We start from the raw sequence: 20477 nt of genomic DNA on the forward strand, positions 1-20477 counted from the left end.
AGTCAATGAAAGCCGGTTATAAAAAAGGTTCTATGTCAGATGATCGTAGCTATTATTTTTCTTTGGATGATTATAAATACACAGTAACTTTTTCTAATGACAAAATTAAGGTAGAAGAAGGAAAAACTGTTGATGAAGCTGATTGTGTATTAAAAACATCCGCTGAGATGTTTTCTAAAATTTGGGATGGATATAAACCAGGTATGATGGATTTTATGAGTGGCAAAATAAAAACCAACAACCCTACATTACTTCAAGATTTTGCTGGTGCTTTTACAAAATAATAAGAATTTTTCTTTTCTAAGTTATAAATACGGAAACTAACTAATAGTTTTCGTGTTTATAACTTTTAGATTTTAGAGGGTTTAATGTTTTCTAGTCGTACCCCACCAAAGATGTCTGCTAATAGACTAACTAATATTATTAAAGAAAAAAAATTAAGCAATACTCCAATTATAGATTTAACAGTCTCTAACCCTACACAAGTTTCTTTTGATTACCCAGAATCGGAAATAATCACTGCTTTAGCCAATAAAAACAGCCTTTTTTATCGTCCAGATCCAAAAGGGTTGCTTGTTGCACGTAAGGCTATAGCTAACTACTATAATTTACAACAAGTAACAGAAGAAAAAATTTTTCTTACCGCTAGTACTAGCGAAGCTTACACACTACTTTTAAGCTACTAATGAATTCAGGTGATAGTGTTTTAGTTCCTACGCCGTCATATCCTTTATTTGAACACTTGGCACAAATAGAAAGTGTAGAAGTTATCAATTATCATTTATATTTTGATGGCGACTGGCATATAGATTTCCCATATCTTCAAAGTGTCTGCCAAAAAAATACTCGTGCAATTATTATTGTTAATCCAAATAATCCTACAGGATCATACTTAAAAAAAGAGGAATTAAAACAACTAATTAACATCTGTAAACAGAATAATTTAGCTCTAATCTCTGATGAAGTTTTCTATGATTATCCACATCATCAAGATAGGACTAGAGCAAATAGTATTGCTACTATAGACGACATTTTAACTTTTACCCTTAATGGTTTATCTAAAGTAGCAGGATTACCACAATTAAAGTTAGGTTGGATTATTCTTAATGGGCCAAAAGAAATATTTGACGAAGCTTATCAAAGATTGGAATTTATTACAGATTTATTTCTTTCTGTTAGTAGTCCTGTTCAACATGCTTTACCATCACTTCTAGAACTTGTTCCTGCACTGCAAACCCAAATACAAAAGCGTGTTTTAGTTAATTTTAATTGGCTAAAATCCCAAATTCCTATAGATAGTGTTTGCCGCTTATTGCCGACAGAAGGCGGTTGGTATGCAATTTTACAAGTACCAAAAATTCTTAGTGAAGAAGAACTAATACTTGAATTACTAATAAAAGAAAATTTAATAGTCCATCCAGGATATTTTTTTGATTTTCAACTAGAAGGCTTTTTAGTTATTAGCTTAATTAGCAGGCCAGAAATACTCCAACATGGAGTAGTAAAACTACTTGATTATATAAATGAACTTTGCTATTGAAAATTTAAGCTACTACCTAAACCTTTAAGTTATTAATCAAACTACTAATTGTGTGAGAAATAAGCTGTTCTTGGTCTACCCAAGGGAAATGGCATTTAATTATTAGTAAAGAAACAATTCCATGTGCTGTTGTCCAAAAACTTTGTGTTACTAATTCTGGATCAACTTCCTTAAATTTTTTCTGTTTTATACATTCAACCACAATATCACGCAAGCGAGCATAAGCTTGATTACCCATAGAGTCAGGGGACAAAAATCTATTAATATCTTCCATTGCTAAATCTTCTGGTCGATACATAAAAGCAACTTTGTAATCATTAGGATGAGTTAGCCCAAAATAAATATATTTGCGGATGCCTGCTTCTAGACATTTAACAGGGTCATTATCAGATAAACAAGCAACCTCATCTAACCCATGAAGTAATTTTTCAAAGGTTTCTTCACAAATACAAAAAAGAAGATCAGCTTTATCCTTAAAGTGAATATAAATTGTAGTAGGGGAGTATTCTATTTTTTCAGCTATTTTACGCATAGAAACATTTTCATAACCTTCTTTTACAAAAAGTTCCCGTGCTGCTTCTAAAATTTCTTGTCTTAAAAATTCTTTTTGTCTTTCTCGACGTTCTTTGATGCCCATGATAAATTTTTCTCAGTTATTTTTTATTTAATGATGTTTAGTAGGTTAACAAATTATTATACTGTTTAAGTTAAATCCTTGATAATTATATAAATAGTATTTGTAGTCTGCAAATAATTATTTTAACAAGTCTGTCTTTATAACATAAAAATAGACTTATGAAAATAACTTGACTAAATAAATAAAAAATATATTTATAAACTTAGTTATTAATTGTTCTTAAGGGCATTAAACAGATGGAAAAAAATTTATCTCAATTAAACTTGCCTGTTTTAACTCAAGACCAAATAGAAGCATTATTAAAAGATATTTACCAGCTTGGCTTAATAATCTGTCAACAAACAGATCCTGAGTCCATTTTAAGTGAATCCCTAAAAGTCATAGTCAATAAATTCAAGCCAGACGGGTTTTTACGTTGCTTGATTGGGCTTGTAGATTTAAGTAAAAAAAGCAAAACAATTTTTGTTAATAAAAAACAAAATTTAGTCTAAAAAACAAAATTCAATTTATAAAGCAAGTTTCTTACTATAAAGAAACAGATCAAAAAAATAAATCTGGATGCAGAAGAAAAATATTGGGGAATAAGTAGCAGTATTATAAAAAGGGTTTTAACAGGCGAAAAACTTTTGTTGCAAGATATAAATATTGACCCAGAATTAAACCAGGCTGAAAGTATTGTGCTAAATAATATTCGTTCTGTAATTGCTTGCCCCTGGGCCCTTCGGCAGATAGCACAATAGGATTTATTTATATTGATAGCATTTCCCGAATGAGAAGTTTTTCCAGTATTGATTTTTATTTTATTACAGCAATTAGTAACTATATTTATCTTGCACTGCGTAGTGCTAATAGCTTAATAGTGGCAAAAAGTGCTGAAGAACAAAGCAAGGCTCTTGCACAACATCAACAAGACCGCTTTTTTTCTGGTTTGTCTCCTATAGAAAGTTCTAGTGAAAATCTACAACAAGCTTATGAAATGCTACAAAAAGTTGCTATTAGCAATCGTTATTGGTGTAATTCTACTTCAGTAGATAAGAAAAATAATTTAATTGTCCCTGTCTTATTACAAGGTGAAACGGGAACAGGAAAAGAATTGTTTGCTAGAGCAGCACATAAATATTACAGCAATGATAAACCAGAAAGTTTGCCCTTTGTCGCTATTAATTTAGCTTCTATTTCTCCCTCAATTGTTGAATCAGAACTCTTTGGACATAGAGCAGGATCTTTTACTGACGCAAAAGAAAATAAGCTAGGATTTCTTAGTATTGCTAATGGTGGAACTCTGTTTTTAGATGAAATTCATAAAAGCCCTTTAGAGTTACAAAGTAAATTGCTAAGAGTTTTGGATAGTGGAGAATTTTATAGGGTTGGAGATACTAGAGAAGTACAAAAAACAAGTTTTTGGCTAATTTGTGCTTGTAATGAAAACTTAAAAGAGCTAGTTAATAAGGGGTTGTTTTTGCCCGACCTTTATTATCGTATTTCTAAAATAGAAATAACACTTCCACCTTTAAGGGAACGCCTTTTAGATATTCCTAAGTTGGTACAATATGCTTTAAGTAGGCGAGGGTCAAATAAAAAATTTAGCGATAAAGTAATAAAAATTATGCAAAATTATTACTGGCCCGGTAATGTAAGAGAGTTAATTTCTGTTGTAGAAGCTGTAGATGTTTTAGCAGAAAAACAAATAATTGAAATTGAAGATTTACCACCTCGTATATCAAAAATATCTTTAGAAAATGAGATAAATAAATCGCTAAATCAAATACAAAAAATAAATAATAATGATGATAATAAATTATTACAAAATATATTAACTAATTTATATCAACAAATAAAAATGCTATCTATAGATCAAGTTCCATTAATTGAACGAACAAGCCAAATTCCAAGTTTAGTACAGAAAATATTAAAAATAAATAATTCCAAAAAAATATTTTCTAATGATGCACTAATATTAATACAACAGTATCCTTGGCGAGATTTAGCAGAACTAATAACAACTATTGATGCAATAGATATTTTATTTAATAAACTAGAAATAACAGCTAAAGATTTACCAGAAAAAATTATAAACCCACAAGTAAAAAATAATTTATTATCTTTGGATGAATATATAAAACAATGTAAAAAAGAATATGTTGAATATGCTTTAAGTTTATCAGGTGGAATTAACACTTATGGAGCAAAAACAAATGCAGCAAAGCTTTTAGGTGTTGCTAAAAGTACACTTAGCGACTTGATGAAAGATTTAGAAATAAAAACCGGACTTGACAATGAATAATAATAGCTAAGCTCTGTTATTACAACCATTTAATAATCAATTACATAGTAAAATAATCAAGCCTTAAGCTATAGCTGAGTATTTAGAGCTATGTTAGACTAGTCGTTTATATAAAAATGAAAATTTCTAGGGGTAATGCTCATGAATGTTTCAACTGAGCAACGCAAACATTGGCGTTTGTATGATTATGATAAAAAAAGAGTAATGCGTTTAGCTCATTCATTGGGACTTTTTGAGACTACAGCTTGTCTTTTAATTCGTCGAGGTATTTTTACTAGTAAGGAAGCTAACAAATTTTTATCTCCAAAACTATCTGACCTCTACCCACCTTTTTTAATGTGTGATATGGCTATTGCCATTAACCGAATCAGTCAAGCTATTGAAAAGGAAGAAAAAATCTTAATTTATGGTGATTATGATGTTGATGGTACGACTGCAACAGTAATCTTAAAAAAAGCTTTAGAGGCTGTTGGAGCATCTGTTAACTACTATATTCCTCAACGGCTTATAGATGGTTACGGCATGCGTGAAGAAGCCATTGATAAAGCTAATGTTGAAGGCTACAAGCTAATTATTAGCGTTGATTGTGGTATTCGCGCTCATACAGTAATAGAACATGCTAGCCGTTTAGGAATAGATGTAATCATTACAGATCATCATATTCCTGAAGGGGATTTACCAGCAGCTATAGCTGTACTCAATCCTAAAAGGCCAGATTGTAATTATCCTGATAAAAATTTAGCTGGTTGCGGAGTTGCTTTTAAGTTAGCTCAAGCTTTGCTAGCAAAATATTCTAAAAGCGAAGAACTTACATCTTTATTAATGATTGCTGCTATTGGCACAATTGCCGATATTGTCCCATTAGTAGGAGAAAATCGAGTTATTGCTAAATGTGGATTAGAACAATTATCAAAGTCTCGCAATATAGGCTTACAATCATTATTTGAAATTGCTGGCGTATCAGGGCGACCAATTACTTGTTATGATATAGGCTATCGTATCGCTCCACGTATTAATGCAGTTGGTCGTATGGGCGGAGCAAGTTCAGCCGTAGAACTATTTTCTGCTCCAAACCAGGAAACTGCTGTTTTATTAGCCCGTGAAATGAATGAGCAAAACACCGCTCGCCAGCGCACAGAAGCCGACATAATTGGCGAAATTATGTCACAACTGGAAAATAGCAAAACCTATGATGATGATCGAGTTATTGTACTAGCGGGAGAAGGCTGGCATCGTGGAGTAATTGGAATTGCAGCATCAAAAGTAGTAGAAAAAACTCATCGTCCCGCCGTAGTTATTGCAATAGAAGATGGTCTTGGTTATGGTTCAGGCCGCTCTATAAAAGAATTTCCAATTTTAGAAGCTTTTGATAATTGCAAAGAACTTTTTGAACATTATGGCGGACATTCTCATGCAGCAGGCTTGACTATAAAAGCAGAAAATATTGCTGAACTCCGCCAAAGCGTCAATGAATTTGCAAAAAACTTTCTTGTCTCAAAACAATCAAACTTAGAAATAGAAATTGATGCACGCTTAAGTTTTGCAGAAATCAACAGCGATTTAATGAAAGAAATTGCTATACTTGAGCCTTTTGGAGCAGCTAACCCAACCCCAATATTTTTAACTGAAAACGTCCAAATCCTAGAAAAACCTACCCTAATCCGCGAACGGCATCTAAAATTTCGTTTGTCTCACTCTGGTCATGCTATGGATGCTATTTGGTGGGGTGGTGCAGAGCATATAAATGATTTTTCTACAAATGAATATTATCGTTTAATATATTCATTGACGGAATCCAACTATAATAACTCTACTTATATTCAAATTGTAGTAAAAGACCTTTCCTTAGCTTAAATCTTTTGGAGCATTAAATATGGGAAAAGAAAATTTCAATAAATGGTTAAATTGGGTTTTTGAGCAAAGAGACTGGTACTGGTATGGGGGTAATAAATGGCTTAATCTAAGACCTTCTCAGATAGTTGTTTACATCACTCAACTATTTAATAACTCAAGTAAATTACTAGAAAATTTTACTAGTGACCAAATAAGCCAAGGTTTATGGTTTATTGCTAGTAGCATATGTCCAAACTATATGCTTATTTTGACAGACCAAACTATTGAATTAGAAAAGAGATTGTTAGTTGTTGAGTCTATTTTTACCTTGTTTAAGGATTTTTTTGCTAACCGCTGCTTAGAGCATTTAAGTCATTTAGACAGAGAAAAAGAAACTAACCCATTAAATACTACTTGTTATATGTGGTGGGATATTCTCCCTATAACGGCAGAGCCAAATAATCCTCAAAGAAAAAAGTTAGATGAGGCTGTTTTAGGTGTAATGCAAAAAACCTTGGAATTAAAATCTATTGCTTGTCAAGAAAGTGCTTTACATGGTCTTGGACATTGGCAATATTACTATGGTGAAAAAGTTAGTGCTATAATTGATGGGTTTTTACAAAAAAATAAAAATCTAAAACCTGAATTAAAGGAATATGCAATGTCTGCTAGAAGTGGATGTGTTCAATAAAGAGTTTTTTTAACCTTAAAAATATTTTATGAGTAAAGTTTTTAATCCTTCATTAATTAACTGTTTAAGCTCACCTAGAAAACAATTACAAGCTTTTGAGCTTAGTTGTTTATCATTAAAAGAATTACCTTATGTTACTTGGATGGCTCTTACAATAATTGCTATAGTTGGCTCTTGCATTTATGGTGCTTCCTTAAGTTTAGTTTTACCTGACTGGCAACCTACAGGCGGAGCATTATGGATTTTGCTTTCTGCTGGACTGGGCTGGTTTGTTTTTGGCCCAAGCTTAATTTATATAACAAAAAAAAATATTTTTATTTGTGCGCATGCTTGTATGATAACAATGGCTTATGGCGAAGGTGTTCTTACAATTGCTGCTTTAGTTAATTTATTTTTATACTTTAATTTACCTGTTAATTTAGATTTAGCTAACTTAAATTTTACTATGGTAGTAATTTCTAATATCGTGATGGCAACGGTCTTAACCTTACAAATGCAGGCAATCCAAGTAGCTTGGTGGAAAAGCTTACTGACCTGGATATTAGCCTTAAATGGTAGTGGTGCTATTTTCTTTTATTTACTTAAACAAATATTAAAATAAATTTAGTTGATTTCCTTGCGAGTTTTTACTAGCCTAATTTTCTCCTTTTCTCTGTTATTACAAATAATTACAATAATATTTATCACATAATTTGTTATATATTTCTTTTTGCAAAAACATTTTTTTCCAAGTTAATATCAATGCTACTATTATTAATTAAGTACAGTGTAAATTAAATATTTTGATATTTTAATCTTAAGCCCCAACGGGGCGACAGATACGTAGAGTTTTAACCCTACGTATCGTTAGACAGTAGATATTTTTTCACTCCTTTTTAAGCTCTAAAATATTCAAATTTCAAATAAATGAAGAGTTTTATTAAATAGATTTTTATGGAATCAGATTTATCTATAGGCACAGTTATAAATGAAAAATACCGTATTGAAGCTTTAATTGGTGAAGGCGGGATGGGAAAAGTTTTTCGTGTAAGCCATTTAGAGTTAAATAAAACTTTTGCCTTAAAATTAATGAAATTTGATTCTTCAAATATTGGTTCTGGTTCTGCGCGAGTGTCTCGTTTTAGACGTGAAGCTAGCACATTAGCTAGGTTAAGTCACCCTAATATTGTTTCGATAATTGACTATGGAATTATGAAAACAACTCAACTTCCATTTATTGTAATGGAATATATAGAAGGTGTAACTTTAAGAAAAATGCTTAATTTGAAAGGGACGCTTGGAGAGAGTCAAGCTATCAATATTATTAATCAGCTTTGTTTAGCTCTTCATCAAGCACATGAAGTGGGTGTAATACATCGTGACTTAAAGCCAGAAAACATTATAATTCAAGAGCTTGCAGAAAATTATTTATCAGTTAGAGTAGTTGACTTTGGTATTGCTAAACTCTTAAATAGCGAGTTTCCTTCTATAGAAGAAGAAATCATTACTACAGGCAATGCTCCAGGGACTTTAAGATATATTGCTCCAGAACAATTTTTTAAGTTAGGTGTAGATGCTCGTACAGATGTTTTTAGTATTTGCCTAATTTTATATGAGATGCTTACGGGTGAAGTTCCTCCAGTTATGATAGGAGGATTTAAGCCATTAAAAGAAATGCGTCCAGGTGTCACACCTGAACTAAGCGATGTTGTAGAGCGTGGTCTTTCACAATCGCCTAATGAACGCCCACAAAGTGTATTAGCACTAAAAAAAGTTTTGGATGAAATAAACCAAGCTGGGTTAGACAAAAACTTAAAAGAAACTAAAAAACAAAACTTTCTAGTAACAAAGCCTAAAACAGTAAAAACTAATGAAAATAACTCAACAAGTAAAATTTTTACTGAAACTAATAAAATAGAGCAAAAATCCAAAATTCCCTGGGTGATAGCTCTAGTATTTTTGCTTTTAATAGGTGCTTTTACAGGCGTAAAAATATATCAAAAATTTTATATAGAAAAGCAGTTGACCTTAGTTCTTCCAGAACTAGTTACTATTAAAGGCGAAACATTTTTTATGGGTTCTGATAATAAGGATGAATATTCAAGACCTGCTCATAAAGTAACGCTAAAGACATTTTTAGTCTCTAAAAATTTAATTACAAATCGCCAATATGCTGAATTTGTAAGGCTGTCAAATTATCCTCCTCCAAGCTTTTGGGCTGGTAATGAACCACAACAAAGTATATTAAATAAGCCTATTACCCAAGTTAGTTGGAATGATGCTACTGCCTTTTGCAGTTGGCTATCTAAGCAAACAGGCAAAAAATATCGCCTGCTTTCAGAGGCTGAATGGGAATATATTGCAGCCAATAAAAGCAACTTAAATATCAATGAATTAGCAGAAGAATATTTTGAATGGACTAGTTCAGAATTTACTCTTTATGAGGGTTCTAAACTTAAACTTCCAGATAGTATTATGCAAAACAATACTTTTGTATTTAGAGGAAAGGATGAGAAAGTAGGCAATGATCCTATAACAGATAGACTTTGGCAGTTAAAAAATTATACTGAACCTAAACTAAGTTTTCGTCTGGCTATGAGTGGAGAATAAACTAGCTTAAAAGCTAGATTTGATAAGGAAATATATTTATGTTTAGACGCTTGGCAATTATACTATTTATAGTTATTAATATATGGTTAGGTAATATACTGAATATGGAAGTTTATTCTAATTCTATGACAACAAAGACAAATATAAAGGCAGATACATATGATTCAAGGATGGCAGATTGGCGAAATCATCAAGTTGTTTACCAGGTTTTTGTTGACCGTTTTGCTATAGATGATGATCCACAAAAACGCGCTTATCTTTATTCTTCTCCTAGAAAACTTCATTTATGGGATTCTCAACCTGTTGAGGGTAAGTACTTAAGTGATATAGGTAATGCAAGCCATGAACTAGATTTTTGGGGAGGGACTCTTAAAGCTCTTACAGGAAAGCTTGATTACATTAAATCTCTTGGGGTAAATACTCTTTATCTTAATCCTATATTTCTTTCCTACACTAATCATAAGTATGACACTATAGATTATTTTTCTATAGATCCTCAATATGGAACAAGAGAAGATTTTGAGAAATTATGTAATGAGGCGCATAAACTTGGGCTAAAAGTTGTGCTTGATGGAGTATTTAACCATACAGGACGGCGGTCTATCTGGTTTGAGCAAGCCCTTAAAAATACTTCAAGTAAATATCGTAATTTTTATACTTTTGATACAAGCTTAAAAAGTGGTTATTTGTCCTGGATTGGTGTAGATAATTTGCCAGAACTAAATTACAACAACCCAACTGTTAAGGATATTATTTATCGTTCTCCAAACTCAGTAGTCCAAAGTTATCTAGCATTTGCTGATGGATGGAGGCTTGATGTAGCTTTTGACCTTGGGCCTCAAATACTTTCTGAAATTACACAAAACGCACATAAAGCTAAGGCAGATTCTTATGTAGTAGGTGAAATTTATAATTATCCTGCTGGGTGGTCGCCTTCGCTTGATGGCGTAATGAATATGTATCTAAGAAGATTACTAATAGAACTAACTCAAGGTAAGATTTCAGGGCCAAAGGCTACAGAAATGTTAAACATTCTTATAGAAGATGGTGGAATAGAACCTTTACTAAAATCTTGGGTAGTTTTATCAAACCACGATAGACCAAGATTAAAAACCTTGTTGCCTGAATTAAAAGACAGAACATTTATTACTGCATTACAAATGACTGTTCCTGGTTCACCACTTATTTATTATGGTGAAGAAATAGGGCTTACAGGAGGAAATGACCCAGAACAACGAGGAACCATATGAGATGGGAGTTAATAAATAAGGTTCCTGAATTTAACTTAACAAAATCACTTATAGAAATTCGCAATAATCACCGCGCTCTTCAAGTGGGTGATTTTATCCGTATACCAACAGAAAATCTTTTTGCTTTTACACGTCGGACTTCTTCAGTTAGAGAAACTGTAGTAGTTATTGCTAATCCAACAGATAGAGAGATAACAGAAATTATAACGCCTAGAGATCCTTGGTTAATGGATGTTCAGCATATGAAAGACTTATTAAGTAATATAGAGGTGGAAATTGCTTCTGGAATGATTTCTGTTACTGTGCCAGCAAAAACAGTAAGAATATTTGTCCCAAAAATAAATGAAGGACAAGGTTATTCACCTTATAAACGTGTAGATTAAATTTAATTAAGTGAGTATTTTTATTAAATTTTACTAACTTAAAAAGAGTCAAATAAATATTAAAATACTCACTTAAAAACTATTAAATTTTAATATTTTTTACTGAGGTTTAGCCAATTTATTAGCTTGGTCATCAATAAGAACCATTTCTTTTTCTCCTTCTAATGCAATACCTGTAAGTATTCTAGTGTCACCATCTTGCTTAGTAGATAAGAAACTGCGCTTTACTTCTGAGGTTTGAGGACTAAGAGTAATAGCAGATTTAACTACTAAATCTTTATCATTAAAAATACTTACTTCTTTACTAGTTTCATCATAAACAACTTTGTAAGTACCTTTCTTGACTAATGTACCATTAACGGTTACATCATTATGAAAGACTACTTTTTTGCTTTTTTCTTTAGCAAAAACAGATATTGAGAGAAGGCAAACAAGGCTTAATACAGCAATACTTTTAATTAATTTTTTCATTTTCTAACTCCTGAGTTTTCTAAATAGCACTAAGAACTATATTGGCAATTTGCGTTATCTTTAGAATTGTTTTTTTGGAGTGATACCAAGCCAATACTAGCAAAATGTCAAATTTGTTCACTGTTTTAACAGATAAATTACCTGTTAAATAGCTTACTTGATGCCATAATGTTAAATTAAAAGTGTAAAAAAGTTTTTAAGAAAGTGTAAAAAGTTAGTAAAATAGATATGTAATTTCTATTAAATAATTAATGGAAGATTGTTAATTTGTGCAAATATTCTAGTTTTTAAGCATGTTATATAGCAAGAGGATAAGTATAGCCAATATAAGCTATTTATTTTATTGCCCTTTTATATTAATTAATTATTTATACGATTAGAAGATTAGCCTAAAACCAACTTGTAATTGCCGGGGAGCAAAAGCATTACGAAACCGTTCAGGAGGTGAAATAAAACGTCCATCTTTTTTTTCAGGTAAGTTAAATTTTCCTTGTGGATCAGGTGGAAAAGTACTATCAACTTGGCTAATGTTTGTTCTATTAAATAAATTAAAAGCTTCAACAAGAGCTTGAACTTGTATTTTTTCACCAAAAGCAAAGCTACGAGTTAACCTTAAATCAAAACTTGCAAACCCAGGTGTTATTCCAGCATTTCTACTAATACCAAGAGGACGGTCTGAAGGCGGAAAATCTCCATTCATATCAAAATCCCCACCAACTGTTAAGTTATAAGGTCGGCCTGATTCTAAATTTAGGATTGTTGAAAGTGTAGAATTTTTAAGCAATATATTTTTTTGTCCACTAGTTTGATAACTTCCAGAAAGCACAAAACGACTTCGTACATCTTGAAGTGAAAGAGAGCGTTCACGCCCTGGATTTAGTGGATCTATTGGGTTTATAGCCGGAATAGTAGGAGAAAAATCAACAAAATTATCAATAGCTTTGGCTAAAGTATAATGAGCAAGCAAATTAAAATTAGTAAAAAGCTCACCTCCAATTGAAAACGAGCCAGCATGATAATAGCTGTCTGCCGCAGATTCAAAGTAAACTCTTGCACCCATATTGGGATCTAGACGACCTGTTAAAAAGCTTGCTAACGGATTACCTGCAACTGGTCGTGTAATAGGGTTAATGTCACGTGAACGAAATAACTTTAAACCTCGAACAAAACTATAATCTAATTCAACTTTAAGTTTATTGCTGATTTGATAATCAATACCTAAATTTATTTGTTGGGTATAACTAGAACGAATGTTGGGTTGAAACTCAGGGCCTACGGTAAGTTGAGGCACTAGAGGGATATTTGCAGGCACAGCACTTTGAGAAGCAAATTTTCTAGTTGGCTGCATAAAAGCTTGAATAGAAAAGGGAAAAGGCATAAAGAAATTTCTAGGTGTATTAGGCATAACTACTACTTCTGTATTTTCTGGCTGAGCAACAGAGAAAAATAATCCATAGGATGCACTTAGACGGGCTTTAGGCAAAAAATTAGGATTGTAAGAAATAGATAGACGTGGTGCAATATTACCGTTATTAGTAGGTACAAAGCTAGAGCGTCCAATATCATAACGAATACCAGCTTTTAGAAGTAGTTGAGAATTTATCCTTATATCATCTTGAAGAAATGCAGCAAAAAGCTTGGGTTTTGTTGGCACAAGTGTTTCAGGAGGAAAGCCTTGTTGAAAGAATACAGGTACAGGTAAATTAGCTAAATCTAACCTAGGAAAACCCGTAATAGCTGTTGATAATATTGAACTTAATTGTGTTAAAAAAGCACGTTGATCACTATTTCTTAATGAAGGATCAAAAGCTTCTAATCCGCTAAAAATTCCTCCAGTTGATGCTCCTAGTCCAGTAAAATCTAAAGGCGCAAATATACTTACTCCTGAAGCTGTAACATTAAGTCGGGAACGATTAGAAATATAAATTAAATCTCCTCCAAATTTAAGTTGGTGAGAGCCTTTTACTAAACTAGTAGTATTGCTAAATTGGAATAGTTTACCTTTTAAGCGTTTAGGAACAATGATAGAACGGCCAAAAGTTACTAAGCCTTCTAAAGAAACAATTTGAACCTGTGGCCCATCTTCTAAAGGTAAAACATTAAAATCCCTTTGGTTATAAAGAAAGCGAGTTTCATTAATAAAAGCAGTGTTAGGGCTGATATATCTATTAGTTACAGCAATAGAATTTTCAGTTAATCTTTGAACTCCTCCAGCAGACTCAGCAACAATCCCTCCAAAAGATTCAAATGCTCCATCATAACGACCAGAAGAATTAAAACGAATAGTTAAATTATTTGTACTGCTAGTAGCAATATCTACACGTGCTAGAACAGAAGTGCTAGCGACGGCCAGAGGGATAGCCCCATTTCTTATTGAAAAGCCAACGTTGCGAATAGATTTAATTGTGTTGTCAGGAATAGTAACAACATTATTTTGTTTTACAGAAAGTCGCTCAAAGGCGGTAAAGAAAAAGGCTTTATCGCGTTTTATTGGGCCTGAAAGACTAGTGCCAAATTGATATTGTTCAAAGGGTGGTTTGTTAGTAAAAAAAGCATCTCGCGCACTGATTTTATCATTTCTAATAAATAGAAAATTTGAGCCGTGAAATTCATTTGAGCCACCTTTAGTAATAATATTTACTACGCCACCTAATGCCCGGCCAAATTCAGCAGAATAACCATCGGAAATAATTTGATATTCCTGAACAGCTTCCTGGCTAAATGTTGCTCTAACTGTTCCAGATGTAAAGTCATTGTTATCTAACCCATCAACATTAATAATATTTTGTCTAGCACTTTGTCCATTAAATGAAAGACCTGATGTATTAGCTACACCTTGAGGAGGAAGCCGATCAGCAGTTACACGAGCAGCAGTTAAGCTAAAATCCAGAAAATTCCGCCGATTTATTGGTAGCACTTGAATATTTTCTGATGTAATGTTAGTGCTACTTTCAGTTTTAATTGTATTAACTAAACTATCTGTAACTTCAACGCTATCTTTATTTTGCCCAATGGATAGCACAATATTATTGACAGAAATAACGCCAATTAATAAACGAGTAGTTACAGTTTGAGTAAGAAATCCATTAGCTTGAACAGTAATTTCATAATTGCCCGGACGTAGTTGCAGTAGTTGATAAGAGCCTTGGTTATCAGAAACACAAGTATTTTGTGCATTGGTTTGCAGTGACCTAACTATTATATTTGCACTAGTTATAACAGCACCTTGTTCATCTTTAACTGTCCCAAATATAGCTCCTGTTGTTGCTCCTGCTGATTGACCATAAGCTTGTAGAGGTATTACTAAAGCAAATAAAAAACTAATACTAATGTATTTGGGGCTTAGTGTTTTCATAATTATTTGTGACACCTTAGATTTTATAGCTGTTTTGGGAAAGAAACCGAAATATATCAAAAATGATGTATATAAATAAAGCACTTATATTAGTTATATTAAGAAAATCTCTGATAAACTAACTTGGAAATAGGCAAATTAAACTTTTTGTTTAACTAATATTTTTGTTTGGGAGTTTTATGGTTAATAGGCATATTATGAAGGTAATTTATATTACTATGCTATTACTATTATGCAATGTAGTTATATTAGCTCAACAAAGGCGTTTTGGCCTAGAAGATAGTAGCAAAACTGGGCGTGCCACAACAGAAATTAACCCTAGACGCTACTTGCCAACAGAATATAACCGGCGTTTTGGGCTAAAGCCTGGAGAAAGTCAACTTGAAACTGTAGAAGAAAAAATAGAGGAAAAAATAGATAAAAAGTCTATTACAGAAAATAAAAAATCTTTTCTAAAAACTGCTCAATTTTTATTAGAAAAAGGGGATTTAGAAAATGCTATCTTTAATTACCAAAAAGCTATTAATGCAAGGGAAAAATTAGACTTAGCCCATTTTGGCCTTGGCTATACTTTAATAAAATTAAGTAGATTTGATGAAGCAATAAACTCGTTTAAGGAAGTAGTAAAAATTTTTCCTGAAAACGCTAAAGCGTACTTAAACTTAGGTGTAGCTTTTTATTCAATAGGGGAAATTGACCAAGCTATTGAGTCTTATAAAAAAGCTGTTGCTTTGAGCAAGGATTCCTTACCTGATGCAGAATTTAACTTGGCTTTTGCTCTTTTTCATCAAGGGGATTTGCCTAACTCAATAAATCATTACCAAATAGCCACCAAACAAAGAAAAATCTATCCTGCTGCTTTTAATAATTTAGGTCTAGCCTATGAAGCTATTGGTGATTTTGAGAATGCTAATGCAAATTTCCAGCTAGCAATTAAGCAAAAACAAGGTAATTATTCTTTAGCCCACTATAATTTAGGACGTTCTTATTTTAATCAAGGTAAATTTTTTCCAGAGGCAGTAACTCAACTGCAAATCGCGCTAGAACAACAAAAAAACTTTCCAGAAGCTTTGTTAATTCTTGGAAATATATATTTACTCTATGAAAATAAAGGGGCTATAGGTTCAGTGGAAAAAGCTAAAACCTACTATCAAAAAGCTATTTTATTAAAAAAAGATTCCCTCTTAGCACATCAAAATCTATCTATTGCATATACAAAACTTGAAGAAAAAAAAGAAGCTTTAGCCCACTATAGAGAGGCTTTTAACCTTGATGTAAATAGTCCTTTCTTATTAGAAAATCTACTTTTTACAATTACTGGAACAGGTTCTTTTTTTATTAGAGATGAATTTAGTCGGGATGAAGTATTAGATAACCTAAAATTAGATAAAGAAAAAATGCAAGACTCAAAAGAGGTTATTAAAACTTTACTAGAAAAATATGAAGATTTGCCAGATGAATCAAAGAATATGTCTGATATTCATTATTGTCTTGCAAAAGTTTATATATTTTTAGGTAATTACAATAAAGCTGTGGACGAATTACAAGAAACCTTAGAACTATCTAAGAGTGAAGACAAAGAAGCAGCTAATTTATTAAGTTTAATTTATAGGTTAATATTATGAAGGTAAATATTTTTAAGAGTATTAAGTAAATGGTTGTGTTATAAAAAGTTAGCATTTGTTTTGTACATCGATTTAACAAAGGGATGCAACTGCATTACCAACTTTACTGAAACGCGACCAAAAATTGTTACAAATAGCAGTGTTTTCAAGTATTTTAATATTTTAATTATTTTCACTGAAAGAAAAATTTTGGTGTACTCCTTCTGAATATAAATTATGTAACCAGTTTGTATGTAACTTAGCTTCAGGATGAAGTCTAATAGGGTTATCTAAAATTTTTGGATTTAATCTAATTTCTTGATAACTAGCAATTTCTCCTTTCTCGTTTCTGTAAGCTGTGCCAAAAGTAGGATCATAGAGATGCCATTTTCCTTGGTAATAAACTTCTGTAACTACATGAGTGTAAGGTCTTTGCTTAGGATCTTTATTTAAAATCATATCTATGTAATTTATCTTAAAATTGCCTGCGTAAGCTAAATGAGCGAGCGCGCTGCTAAGTTCGCCACAAGTATAAGAAAAAAGCTCGGTTGGTTCTAAAAGTTGTCTAGGTATCCATATGTCAATGGAGACTTTTTTCTTAGCTACTCGTTTTTGGCAAACAAATTTTGTTAAAGCCATGATTTTTTCTTCTTCACCACATATATTACTGGTAATATTGCTGTAAAGCTGTTCATAATATTTTTTATTTTTTGAGTCAAAAGGGATTAAATTATAAGAAGTTTGCATTTTTAGAGACTGATTTTTGAGTGCAAGAGCTAGGTCAATAAAACCTAAATCTAGGTTTCCTGATTTTGGATATTCCCAGGGAGCAAAAATTTCTGTTTGAAAAGATTTATTGTTTTCTAAAGAAAGTTTTAAGCAATAATTTTTTCCAGGATACCAAGTTATTTCTGGAAGCTTAAAATTGCCTTCACTATCAGCTAGTACAGACCATTTTGAGTTAGGATTTACTAAATTAACTAAACAACCTGCAATATTTGTTTTGCCTGTTATTGTAATTTCTTTTGGTGAAACCCCAATTTGATAGGCAAGTTTACTTTGGTAAGAAGCAAAAACTTGATTGAATTTTTGTTTACTAAAATCTAATTTAATAAATGGTTTTATAATAATTATTAATAGAATAAAAATAATACAAAAAAATAGTTTTTGATAAAATTTATAATTTATTTTTGATAAAAAAGCTAATTTAGACATAGTTACACCCTCACTAAAAAAGTGTTAAAGCAATTATTATTCTTAACTATAAACTAACAATGGAGCTTAAATTTCTTAAATCTAGTGTAGTATTTTAAAAAACAATATTTTAATAGTAATTAACCTACTTTTGTCTAATAGGTTCAATGGTTAAATGTCTTTTATCCAAAATTTTTAGAATAAAAATCTAAAGCTTATTGCTATTTAAAAATCAAAGCTATCTTGCTATCGGATAAAAACATTGGCGAAATGGTAAAGATCTGTTAGGCTACCTAGTTTCAATTTTCCTTTTGGGAGTTTATTTAAGTGAGTAACATGACAGAAAAAGAAAATAGTAGCGTCGCACTTGTTAATCCAGTGCGCGAAGATATACGTAATATTGCCATTATTGCACACGTCGATCATGGAAAGACTACGTTAGTAGATTTAATGTTAAAACAGGCAGGTATGTTTCGAGCTAATGAACGAGTTGCTGAACGAGTAATGGATAACCTAGACCTAGAACGCGAACGAGGCATTACCATAATGGCAAAAAATACCTCATTAAACTATTGTGGTGTCAAAATTAATATTCTTGATACCCCTGGACACTCTGACTTTGGCGGAGAAGTTCAACGAGTATTAAAAATGGTTGATGGGGTAATGTTATTAGTAGATGCTTCCGAAGGGCCTTTACCACAAACTCGTTATGTTTTAAGCAAGGCATTAGAACAAAACTTAAAACCTATTGTAGTAGTCAATAAAATTGATCGCCAAGATGCACGAGTTCAAGAAGTAGTTAATGAAATTTATGATTTATTTATTGAACTAGATGCTAGCGATGATCAAATAGATTTTCCAATCATTTATGCTATTGCTCGTGATGGTATAGCAAAAAGAGCTTTAGATGATGATAGTCACACCTTACAACCCCTTTTTGAAGAAATTATACGCACTATTCCAGCACCATCAGCTTGTGAGACGGATAATTTACAAATTTTAGTCACAAACATTGATTATGATGAATATGTTGGAAGGCTTGCTATAGGGCGTATTTATGGTGGCACAATTAGCGTTAATGACATAGTTTCTTTGTGCAAGTTAGAAGGACAGATACAAAAGACTAAAATTACCCAACTTTATACCTTTGAAGGCTTAAAACGATTATCAATACAAACAGCTAAAGCTGGGGATATTGTAGCTTTAGCTGGACTTGAAGGAATAGAAATAGGTGAAACTATTTCTAGTGAAGTAAATCCAGTAGCATTGCCTAAAATTCAAATTGATGAACCTACAATTTCAATGATTTTTAGTGTTAATAATTCTCCTTTTTCCGGTCGAGATGGAAAATATGTCACTTCTCGTAAACTACGCGAAAGATTGCAAAAAGAGCTACTTGGTAATGTTTCTATAAGAGTTGAAGATGCTGATTCTCAAGCTGGACTTAATCAAACTACTTCAGATAGCGGAGTTGGTAGTTTTAAGGTTAGTGGACGCGGAGAGTTACAATTAAGTATTTTACTAGAGCAAATGCGCAGAGAAAGCTATGAAGTCCAAGTGTCCAAGCCAACAGTTATTACTAGAAGGATAGATGGACAATTACACGAGCCTATAGAACTAGCTGTAATTGACATTCCAGAGCAATTTATTGGTGTGGTGACAGAGGCTTTTGGACAACGAAAAGGGCAAATGATAAAAATGGTTAATCATGGGACGGGAAGAGTTAGACTAGAATTTGAAGTTCCTTCTCGTGGGTTGATTGGTTTTCGTGGTCAGTTTTTAACTGATACACGCGGCACAGGTATTATGAATACTTTGTTTTTACGTTGGTCACCTTGGACAGGAGATATTAAATCTAGGCTAACAGGATCACTTGTTGCAGACCGTGAAGGGGTAACAACTGCCTATGCACTCTATAATTTACAAGAACGGGGTCAACTTCTTGTTGGTGCAGGTGTTCCAGTTTATGAAGGTATGATTATAGGTGAAAATGCTAAAGCTGTGGACTTAGATGTTAATGCAATTAAAGATAAAAAATTAACTAATATGCGTGCTTCTACAGCAGATGAAGCTATCCGCTTAGTACCTGTTAAACAGCTTACTTTAGAAGATGCTTTAGCTCATATCAAAGATGATGAGCTTGTAGAAATTACACCTACTTCAATTAGATTACGTAAAAGAATTCTAGCTTCCAATATGAGAAAAGTTAAATCAAATCTTGTTGATACAAATCAAGACGAATAATGATTTTCACAGTAGGACATGGACGACAAACTATAGAAACTTTCTTGGCATTGCTTAAAACAAACAATATTCAAATATTGGCAGATGTGCGAGCAGTGCCAAGATCACGTTGGCCGCAATTTAACCAAAAAGCTTTAATTGCTGCTTTGGGAGCAGAAAAAATACTTTATATTCATTTTCCTGAACTAGGTTGGAAAATCCAAGCACCAAAAGAAGATTTTGATCGAGGATTACAAGAAATTGTTAAATTAAGTCAAGGTCAGAATATATGTTTAATGTGTGCTGAAAGTTTACCTACTAAATGTCACCGCAAACTAATTCTTACTCCTCCTTTACTTGCTCAAAAATTATCGGTAATAGATATTTACCCAAATGGAGAGCTAAAGACTGCTAGTTAAAATT

At 32.3% G+C, this 20477-nt stretch carries 18 protein-coding genes; 14 read left to right on the plus strand and 4 right to left on the minus strand.

Annotated features, from left to right (window positions below; genetic code table 11):
• Positions 1-5 precede the first annotated feature (5 nt).
• From IPK14_01090 to IPK14_01100, 3 genes are all read left to right on the plus strand, one after another.
• Positions 6-284 (plus strand): SCP2 sterol-binding domain-containing protein, encoded by a 279-nt coding sequence (locus tag IPK14_01090; GenBank protein MBK7992034.1) that lies wholly within the window; start codon positions 6-8, stop codon positions 282-284.
• 84 nt (positions 285-368) lie between these two features.
• Positions 369-686: a hypothetical protein gene (locus tag IPK14_01095; protein MBK7992035.1), complete on the plus strand. Its 318-nt coding sequence runs from the start codon at positions 369-371 to the stop codon at positions 684-686.
• Positions 686-1540: a pyridoxal phosphate-dependent aminotransferase gene (locus IPK14_01100; GenBank protein ID MBK7992036.1), complete on the plus strand. Its 855-nt coding sequence runs from the start codon at positions 686-688 to the stop codon at positions 1538-1540. The genes IPK14_01095 and IPK14_01100 overlap by 1 nt, the downstream gene beginning before the upstream one ends.
• Positions 1541-1556: 16 nt before the next feature.
• Here IPK14_01100 and IPK14_01105 read toward each other — a convergent pair whose 3' ends face one another.
• Positions 1557-2177, minus strand: coding sequence for a TetR/AcrR family transcriptional regulator (locus IPK14_01105; protein ID MBK7992037.1), 621 nt, complete (start codon positions 2175-2177; stop codon positions 1557-1559).
• Between the two features lie 236 nt (positions 2178-2413).
• Between IPK14_01105 and IPK14_01110 the strand changes: the two genes are divergently transcribed.
• The 8 genes from IPK14_01110 to IPK14_01145 all read left to right on the plus strand — a co-directional run bounded on the left by IPK14_01110 (position 2414) and on the right by IPK14_01145 (position 11207).
• On the plus strand, positions 2414-2668 hold the full coding sequence (locus IPK14_01110) for a hypothetical protein (protein ID MBK7992038.1): 255 nt from the start codon (positions 2414-2416) through the stop codon (positions 2666-2668).
• 278 nt (positions 2669-2946) lie between these two features.
• Positions 2947-4461: a sigma-54-dependent Fis family transcriptional regulator gene (locus tag IPK14_01115; GenBank protein ID MBK7992039.1), complete on the plus strand. Its 1515-nt coding sequence runs from the start codon at positions 2947-2949 to the stop codon at positions 4459-4461.
• Between the two features lie 141 nt (positions 4462-4602).
• Entirely contained in the window at positions 4603-6315 is a 1713-nt protein-coding gene (recJ, locus tag IPK14_01120) for a single-stranded-DNA-specific exonuclease RecJ (GenBank protein ID MBK7992040.1), read from the plus strand.
• Between the two features lie 19 nt (positions 6316-6334).
• Entirely contained in the window at positions 6335-6985 is a 651-nt protein-coding gene (locus tag IPK14_01125; GenBank protein ID MBK7992041.1) for a hypothetical protein, read from the plus strand.
• Between the two features lie 28 nt (positions 6986-7013).
• Entirely contained in the window at positions 7014-7586 is a 573-nt protein-coding gene (locus IPK14_01130; GenBank protein ID MBK7992042.1) for a hypothetical protein, read from the plus strand.
• 332 nt (positions 7587-7918) lie between these two features.
• The gene (locus IPK14_01135; GenBank protein ID MBK7992043.1) at positions 7919-9574 is read left to right on the plus strand and encodes a protein kinase; all 1656 of its coding nucleotides are present in this window, start codon (positions 7919-7921) and stop codon (positions 9572-9574) included.
• 125 nt (positions 9575-9699) lie between these two features.
• Entirely contained in the window at positions 9700-10824 is a 1125-nt protein-coding gene (locus IPK14_01140) for a glycoside hydrolase family 13 protein (GenBank protein ID MBK7992044.1), read from the plus strand.
• Complete coding sequence (locus IPK14_01145) at positions 10821-11207, plus strand: hypothetical protein (protein MBK7992045.1); 387 nt, start codon at positions 10821-10823, stop codon at positions 11205-11207. Before IPK14_01140 ends, IPK14_01145 begins: the two co-directional genes overlap by 4 nt.
• A 99-nt stretch (positions 11208-11306) precedes the next feature.
• Here the strand turns inward: IPK14_01145 and IPK14_01150 are convergent, their stop codons facing one another.
• Together IPK14_01150 and IPK14_01155 are read right to left on the minus strand one after the other, a co-directional pair.
• Positions 11307-11678: a hypothetical protein gene (locus IPK14_01150; protein ID MBK7992046.1), complete on the minus strand. Its 372-nt coding sequence runs from the start codon at positions 11676-11678 to the stop codon at positions 11307-11309.
• Between the two features lie 376 nt (positions 11679-12054).
• The gene (locus tag IPK14_01155) at positions 12055-15033 is read right to left on the minus strand and encodes a TonB-dependent receptor (GenBank protein ID MBK7992047.1); all 2979 of its coding nucleotides are present in this window, start codon (positions 15031-15033) and stop codon (positions 12055-12057) included.
• A gap of 218 nt (positions 15034-15251) precedes the next feature.
• On the opposite strand from IPK14_01155, the gene IPK14_01160 reads away from it, so the two are divergent.
• On the plus strand, positions 15252-16658 hold the full coding sequence (locus IPK14_01160) for a tetratricopeptide repeat protein (GenBank protein ID MBK7992048.1): 1407 nt from the start codon (positions 15252-15254) through the stop codon (positions 16656-16658).
• A gap of 162 nt (positions 16659-16820) precedes the next feature.
• Here the strand turns inward: IPK14_01160 and IPK14_01165 are convergent, their stop codons facing one another.
• A complete protein-coding gene (locus tag IPK14_01165; protein ID MBK7992049.1) occupies positions 16821-17852 on the minus strand; it encodes a hypothetical protein in 1032 nt (343 codons plus the stop codon).
• A gap of 315 nt (positions 17853-18167) precedes the next feature.
• Between IPK14_01165 and typA the strand changes: the two genes are divergently transcribed.
• The gene (gene typA, locus IPK14_01170; GenBank protein MBK7992050.1) at positions 18168-20075 is read left to right on the plus strand and encodes a translational GTPase TypA; all 1908 of its coding nucleotides are present in this window, start codon (positions 18168-18170) and stop codon (positions 20073-20075) included.
• Complete coding sequence (locus tag IPK14_01175; protein ID MBK7992051.1) at positions 20075-20473, plus strand: DUF488 domain-containing protein; 399 nt, start codon at positions 20075-20077, stop codon at positions 20471-20473. The genes typA and IPK14_01175 overlap by 1 nt, the downstream gene beginning before the upstream one ends.
• The last annotated feature ends 4 nt before the right edge of the window (positions 20474-20477 follow it).

The organism is Blastocatellia bacterium (assembly GCA_016713405.1).
Taxonomy (GTDB): Bacteria; Acidobacteriota; Blastocatellia; order Chloracidobacteriales; family JADJPF01; genus JADJPF01.